At 66.2% G+C, this 6,185-nt stretch carries 9 protein-coding genes; 6 read left to right on the top strand and 3 right to left on the bottom strand.

The genetic code is table 11. The annotated features are described in order from the left end of the window. Positions 1-30 precede the first annotated feature (30 nt). The 3 genes from SRB5_RS37775 to SRB5_RS24890 all read left to right on the top strand — a co-directional run bounded on the left by SRB5_RS37775 (position 31) and on the right by SRB5_RS24890 (position 1,608). A complete protein-coding gene (locus SRB5_RS37775) occupies positions 31-87 on the top strand; it encodes a hypothetical protein (RefSeq protein WP_407703965.1) in 57 nt (18 codons plus the stop codon). 421 nt (positions 88-508) lie between these two features. Continuing rightward, complete coding sequence (locus SRB5_RS24895; RefSeq protein WP_153455654.1) at positions 509-1,381, top strand: helix-turn-helix domain-containing protein; 873 nt, start codon at positions 509-511, stop codon at positions 1,379-1,381. Then, positions 1,381-1,608 carry a DUF397 domain-containing protein gene (locus tag SRB5_RS24890; RefSeq protein WP_323378420.1) on the top strand — a complete coding sequence of 76 codons (228 nt, stop codon included), beginning with the start codon at positions 1,381-1,383 and terminating at the stop codon, positions 1,606-1,608. Before SRB5_RS24895 ends, SRB5_RS24890 begins: the two co-directional genes overlap by 1 nt. 13 nt (positions 1,609-1,621) lie before the next feature. On the opposite strand, the gene SRB5_RS24885 is transcribed toward SRB5_RS24890, so the two are convergent. Beyond that, on the bottom strand, positions 1,622-2,467 hold the full coding sequence (locus SRB5_RS24885) for an NAD(P)H-binding protein (RefSeq protein ID WP_153455637.1): 846 nt from the start codon (positions 2,465-2,467) through the stop codon (positions 1,622-1,624). A 102-nt stretch (positions 2,468-2,569) separates the two neighbouring features. Between SRB5_RS24885 and SRB5_RS24880 the strand changes: the two genes are divergently transcribed. After that, complete coding sequence (locus tag SRB5_RS24880; RefSeq protein ID WP_153455636.1) at positions 2,570-3,022, top strand: MarR family winged helix-turn-helix transcriptional regulator; 453 nt, start codon at positions 2,570-2,572, stop codon at positions 3,020-3,022. Between the two features lie 105 nt (positions 3,023-3,127). Here SRB5_RS24880 and SRB5_RS24875 read toward each other — a convergent pair whose 3' ends face one another. After that, positions 3,128-3,571 carry a nuclear transport factor 2 family protein gene (locus tag SRB5_RS24875; protein ID WP_323378419.1) on the bottom strand — a complete coding sequence of 148 codons (444 nt, stop codon included), beginning with the start codon at positions 3,569-3,571 and terminating at the stop codon, positions 3,128-3,130. 382 nt (positions 3,572-3,953) lie between these two features. Here SRB5_RS24875 and SRB5_RS24870 point away from each other — a divergent pair, with 382 nt between their 5' ends. After that, on the top strand, positions 3,954-4,505 hold the full coding sequence (locus tag SRB5_RS24870) for a hypothetical protein (protein WP_153455635.1): 552 nt from the start codon (positions 3,954-3,956) through the stop codon (positions 4,503-4,505). A 261-nt stretch (positions 4,506-4,766) separates the two neighbouring features. Then, on the top strand, positions 4,767-5,039 hold the full coding sequence (locus SRB5_RS35940; protein WP_194293024.1) for a hypothetical protein: 273 nt from the start codon (positions 4,767-4,769) through the stop codon (positions 5,037-5,039). A 36-nt stretch (positions 5,040-5,075) separates the two neighbouring features. On the opposite strand, the gene SRB5_RS24860 is transcribed toward SRB5_RS35940, so the two are convergent. Then, the gene (locus SRB5_RS24860) at positions 5,076-6,146 is read right to left on the bottom strand and encodes an endonuclease/exonuclease/phosphatase family protein (protein WP_153455633.1); all 1,071 of its coding nucleotides are present in this window, start codon (positions 6,144-6,146) and stop codon (positions 5,076-5,078) included. Positions 6,147-6,185 lie beyond the last annotated feature (39 nt).

Below are 6,185 nucleotides of genomic sequence, written 5' to 3'. Positions count from 1 at the left end.
CCGCGATCAGGAAACGGCCGCGGCACCAACGTGCTCGTCAACAACGCCGGAACCTGGCAGATGCTCCACGAACACCTCAGCGCATAACCAGGCGGCAGCATCGATCCACAGGAATTGACAATTGCTCTCAAGCAGGGCGTCGAGCTGCCAGGCCGACAGTGCCATGGCGATGAGTTTCCGGGCTCTGCGCGCGCTGGCGGGTTCACACGGCAGCGTGGCGATGTACTCGGGCAAGACCGTGGTTGCGGCGAGAGTGGCGATAGCGGGAGGCGTCATGGCGGCACCTTTGGGCCGGAGGAGGCGGTGCACACACCGAACGGTGATCGATGGTGACCCAGTGTTACTTCTATGACGACATGCAGCATGCACTAGTCGGCACCCAATGTGCAACCTTGGAACCTGAGTTACCTCTAGATGGAACCTTTGTTCTGTCGACTTGCGCACCCGGGAGCTGTCAGACTTCACCTGCTGGTATCCGAACCGCACCTGGGGAGAGCTAGTCCGCACTATGCCGAATCAGCGAGCAGTGCCCACACTTCGTCGCAGGCGTCTCGGCGAGGCTCTCCTCGCCGCCCGCAAAGCAGCGCGGCCGGAGGTCAGCCAGGGAAGAGCGGCTCTGGCCATGCACTGGGACGAATCGAAGCTTTCCCGGATTGAAAATGCTCGTGCCCGAATCAAGCCGACTGAAGTGGTAGAGCTTCTCAAGGTCTACGGTGTCACTGACGCGGGAACCATCACGGCTCTTCAAGACCTGGCGCGAGATGCGGGGAAGCAGGGGTGGTGGCATACGTTCGGTGATGTTGTCACGCCTGGCTACAGTGACTACCTCACCCTTGAGTCGGATGCCGAGTCCACGCATATTTGGGCCCCGCAGCTCATCCCGGGGCTTCTGCAGACCGGTAGCTACGCGCGTGAGATCATCTCGGCGACTGGGATGACTCGAACTTCGGAAGAAATCAATGCACTTGCCGAGATCCGCAAGGCTCGGCAGGCGGTTCTCACTCGGCCTGCCGGTCCATTGAATATGTGGGCTGTCATCGATATCGGCATTCTTCACCAGCGATCGGCGTCTCACCCTTCGATGATGCGTGAGCAGGTTCGGCATCTCCTTGACCTCGCTGACCTGCCTAACGTCACCATCCAGGTGATGGATCTGGACGCAACGCCACATCCCGGGCTGGCGGGTGGCTTCCACGTGATCCGCTTTCCGCAGCCGTGGCCGACCGTCGTCAATTTGGAGAACCTGCGAGGTGGTAGCTTCGTCGAAGGGACCGCCGACGCGAGGGTCTACGAGGCGGCCTTCGAGCGAATTGTGGCGGCAGCCCTATCGGTGGCCGACTCTCGCCAGAAACTGTCCGAGTACCTTGAAAGGGTCGTTTAGTGAGTGACATCGATCGCAAGGTGAACCTGTACGGAATCGATCTCAGTGCCGCAGTTTGGCGCAAGTCGCCTTTCAGTGACGCTGCCGAGCAGTGCGTTGAGATCGCGGATTTGCCTGGTGGGGGGATAGCGTTGCGTGACTCGAAGAACCCGGAGCTGCCGGCTCACCGATTCACTGCCGAAGAGTGGCACGCCTTTGTGCGAGGCTTGATATCCGGCGAGCTCTGAAGCTGGGCCGACCTCAGGGCGAAAGAAATGCCGCCGTGTTGCGCGCGCACCAGTCCGCGAACGATCTCGGCCTGCGACCGAGTAGGCGTTTTGCGGTGTCTGTTCGGAAGCCGACGGTGTCGGCGCGCATGAGGGCGAAGCCCTCTGTGATCGCTGCGGCGAGTGCCGGGGGTGCGCCCTGGGGGAAGCGGAAGCGGACGATTTCGTCCGGTGTCTTCGCTGTCCGCACCTCGATGTCGCGGTCGATCGCCTTGGAGATGATCGCGATCTGCTCGGCTACGGTGAACGTTTTGTCGCCGGTGAGGACATATTCCTTGTCCTCGTGTCCGGCCTCGGTCAGGGCGAGAGCGGCCACCGCGGCGATGTCCGCGGGGTCGATCGGTGCGGAGCGGCCGGGGCCGACGGGGTCGAGGACGAAGCCCTGCCGGATGGTGGGCGCCCAGTCGAGGGCGTTGGTCATGAAGCCGCCGGGGCGTAGGAATGTGGCCGGTATGCCCGAGGCGCGGATGAGCTTCTCGCGTTCGTGGTGCCAGCGGCCCATGGCGGGGATCGGGTCGAAGGTGACGTGGGCGGAGGACAAGTGCACGATGTGGCGCACTTCGGAGGCGGCGGTGAGGGCGGCGGTGGTGCGGTCGGTGTCGATGCCCTGGGTGAGGAGGAAGAGGCTGTCGACGCCCTTGAAGGCGGGGGCCAGTGTTGCGGGATCGTCCAGATCTCCGACTGCGCGTTCGGCGCGGCCGGGTAGTCCCGCGGCGCGGGCGGGGTCGCGGACGAGGATCCGTAAATCTGCTCCCAGTGCGTCGAGCTCGCGGGTCAGCGCGCGGCCGATGTTTCCGGTGGCTCCGGTGACCAGTATCATCGGGACTCCTCAAAGTCGTTAGCCGTCTAGCAAGTTGCTGGAAACGTTAGCCGGTGAATGATTAGCCGTCAATCGATCTGCATGCTCGCTGGGAGGCTGGCGATGTCGGAGTTCCTGGACCTGCACGGTCGGACCTCGAAGGTGCTCCGGGCCCTGTCCGACGCCGGTATGCGGCGCCACGGGCTGCACGTCGGGCAGAATCACCTTCTGGCCGCGCTGTGGGAGCAGGACGGTATGACGCCCGGTGCGGTTGCCGCAGCCCTGAGCGTGACCACACCCACCGTCGTGAAGATGGCCGACCGTATGACCGCAGCCGGGCTGCTCACCCGTCGCCGTGACGACCGGGACAATCGCCTCGTCCGCCTCTGGCTCACCGAGGAGGGGCGTGCGCTGCAGAAGCCGGTCGAGGCGGAGCGGCGGGCTCTTGAGGAGAAGGTCACCGCAGATCTCACCGTGGCCGAACGTGCGGTCCTCATGAGCGCTTTGACGAAGGTGCATCGGGCGGCAAGCGAGTTGCTGAGTGAGCCCATCGATTACAGCGACTCGGCAAGCTGACGCCCGTCGTCGGGAGTGGGAACGGACTCAGCCGGTGTCTCGCAGTGCGCACTGTTCTCGGCGAGGGCATTGTCGCCCGTGTCGGTCGAGTGATTACGGCGGTGTTCAGGAAGGTGTGCACGCCTCGGCGATCGAGACGCTGTTCTCGTAGAGGTGGTGTCGGGTGATCCGGCCGTTCTCGACGGTGAGGCGGAGGGCGAAGGGGCCCTCGAAGGACTTGCCTGTTGTGCGTACGGTGCCTGAGAGGTGGCCCAGCAGGACGGCGTCGGTGCCGTCGACCAGGAATGTGTCGATGGAGGCTTGTGCGTCTTTGGCCACAGTGTGCTCGGCCAGCTCCGTGAACTGGGCGGCGCATTCGGGTCCGGTGGAGCGGGGGCGGATCCAGGGGACGGTCGGGTTCTCGGTCAGTTGCCAGTCGACCTTGTCCGCGAAGAGTTCGACGAGTCGCTCGACGTCGCCGGCGATTCGGGCGGTCAGGAACTCCTGGACGATGCGGCGAGTGGTGTCGGCGATGGAACTGAGCGTGGGCTTAGGGGACGTCGTGGGCACGGTTGCTCCTTGGATGCTTCGTAGGGATCTCGTTGACGTGCACCACGCTGCAGCAGCGGAGGAGATCCGTCGATTACGCCGGAGGTAATGATCAGGTGGTGGCATCGACATCCCGTTCAGGTGATGGATGCTTTGGGTCGTGGAAGGTGCCGTCGCGTCATGCGAAGGTTCCTGGCAGATCGAGAACGTGGAGGTGCGCTGTGAAGGGACGTTCGTGGTCGGAGATCCGTGCGGAGGCGATGGAGCGCTTTCCGGAGCTGGCTTCGGCCGATGCCGAGGAGCGACGTTTGGCCTTTCGGGAGGAGTTCAAAGCTGGGGGGCGGGGGCATGAGCCGGCAGAGTCGCCGTCCAGTGATGCTCCGAAGCTGAGTTGATGCCGGGCGTGGACCCGTTCGAGCGGCTCATCGGTGCGCTTGAGGAAGCCGGTCTGTGGCGGGGGCTCTCGTCTGATCGGGCGTCGGAGATCGTGCGTGGGCTTGTGTCCGGCCTGGATATGACCTGGCCGTCCGGTGGTGCCTGGCGCGCTGACGGGGAAGACCTTGCCGAGGGTGAGGTTGAGGAGTGGCTGGCCGGGATGGTTGGGTCTCTCGGTGATTGCGGGGTTTCCTTGGTCGTGGAGACCCGCTCGGGTCCGTACGACGAGCGCCTGGACAGCTATCGGGTGGCGGTGAACGGCAAAGGCCTTGACCTGTACTTCGTGGACCCCGCCGAGCGGAGTCTGCCGCTGGCCCTCGACCCGTGGATGGACTGCACCGTCGTCCCTGCCGCTGAGGTGAACCGGCTTCTGGGCGAGGTGGGGAGTGAGCGTCGGGTGGGGGTGTTCTGGCCGGGTGGGAACGACGGTTTCTCCGTGCTTGGGCCCGAGGGTGTTCTTCGTGAGGCGGCTGCGGGGATTGTGGCGGTTGACGGGGCGTCCGCGTTCGTTGTCCCGTAGGTGATGCGTTGGGCCGGAGGTGATCTTGGTGCGGCATACTTCCCGTCCATGAGTGTGCGGACGGGTGAGCGGGCGGCGGCGCGGGTTGGGCTGGTGGTGTGTGCGGTTGTTGCCGCGTCCGTGGGGGGCAATCGGGGTGGGGAGAATCCGCAGGTTGTTGAGCAGTGGAGTGCTGCTGAGTGCGCGGCGGAGATCGATGGGTTTCGGCGGGTGGCGTGGGATTCCTCTGTCGAGCAGGCTCAGACTCGCCGGAGCGGCGTCATGGTGGCCACCACCGTGGCCGTGCACGCCAACTGCAAGGACGCCATTCACGCGGATTCCGAGCGGTGTCGGCGCATCGGGGCGGAGCTGGTGGCCGAGCCGCGGAGAAGGCCCGAGATGGTCAAGACGTGGGGGATGCCCGACGAAGAGCAGCCGGACGTGATGGAGGAGGTCGGGCGGCTCAGGAAGAAGGGGGTCTACCCCGTCGAGTGCGAGTGGGCCGTCATTGACGCCGTCGCCAATCCGATGGCCGCCGGGTTCAACCTGCCCTGAGGGCGCGGGAACCTCCCCCGCGCCCTCCAGCAGAAGTTACGGCCGCAGCGCCACCACCGCCGACACCCCCGCGTGGTCCGCCGGCCAGAAGCCCGTCGGCTGCGAGCGGTCCGCCTCCTCGTCGCCGATCACCTCCACCGAGACGTAGTCCACGCCCCGGCCCAGGACGTAGTCGATCCGGTGGTCGATGCGGTTCGGGTCGAGGAGGGTGTCCGTCTGGCCCGACGTCCAGCCGCCGTTCGGGTCGCCGCCCGTCTCGAGCCAGGCGTCCGACAGGCCCGAGGCGCGGAGGGCGCCGTACGCGCCGGACGTGTCCGTCGGCCGCGAGTTCATGTCGCCGACCAGCACCACCGGATGCGGCGACGCCGCCAGCGCCGCCGCCAGCTCCTGCGCCTGCGCGTTCCGTACCGCCGCCGGGCCGAACGCCTCGAGATGGCCGTTGGCGAAGCGGAACGTCTTGCCGCGTACCGTGACGTCCACCGTCGAGTAGCCGCGCGGCACCGTGAAGGCCACGCCCGGGATCGACGTCGGGATGTCCAGCTTCACCGCGAAGTTGTACGACTGCGGCGACGCCACCCGCAGCCGCGACACCGGCAGATCGTCCCGCACGATGATCACGTCGTGGTCCGTGAACCGCGCCTGGTCGGTCATCGAGATCGGCAGCTGACCGGTGAAGTTGGTGTTCGACGCGACAGCCCGGTACGGCGTGCCGCGCGCGGCCAGCTCCGCCAGCAGCAGGCCCAGGAAGTCGTACGTGACCGTCAGGGCGCCGTTCTGCGGGCCCCGTTCCCAGAGCGCGACCTCCTGCAGGCCGACCAGGTCCGGGTTGCGGGCGGAGATCAGGTCGGCGACGGCGCCGGCCCGCTCCGGGAAGTTCGTCGCCTCCATGCCGCCGTAGATCTGCGCGGCGCGCTGGACCAGCTCGAGCTGGTTCGACGCGGTGAACAGCGGCTGGAGGTCGGCGCCGAGGTAGAGGTTGTACGAGGCGACGCCCACCCTGCGCTGCGCCTGCGCCGGGGGAGCGGCGGCCACGGCCGGTACGGCCAGTCCTGCCAGCATCATGCCCAGGACCTTGCGGCGTCCCGGTCCGGAAGTTCCTGCGGTCATTCGTCCCACCCCTTGCGATCGTAGGGAGCTGCGGCCCCC

Source organism: Streptomyces smaragdinus (assembly GCF_009604385.1).
In the GTDB taxonomy this organism is placed as follows: domain Bacteria; phylum Actinomycetota; class Actinomycetes; order Streptomycetales; family Streptomycetaceae; genus Streptomyces; species Streptomyces smaragdinus.
This window is presented reverse-complemented; position numbering and strand designations above follow the sequence as displayed.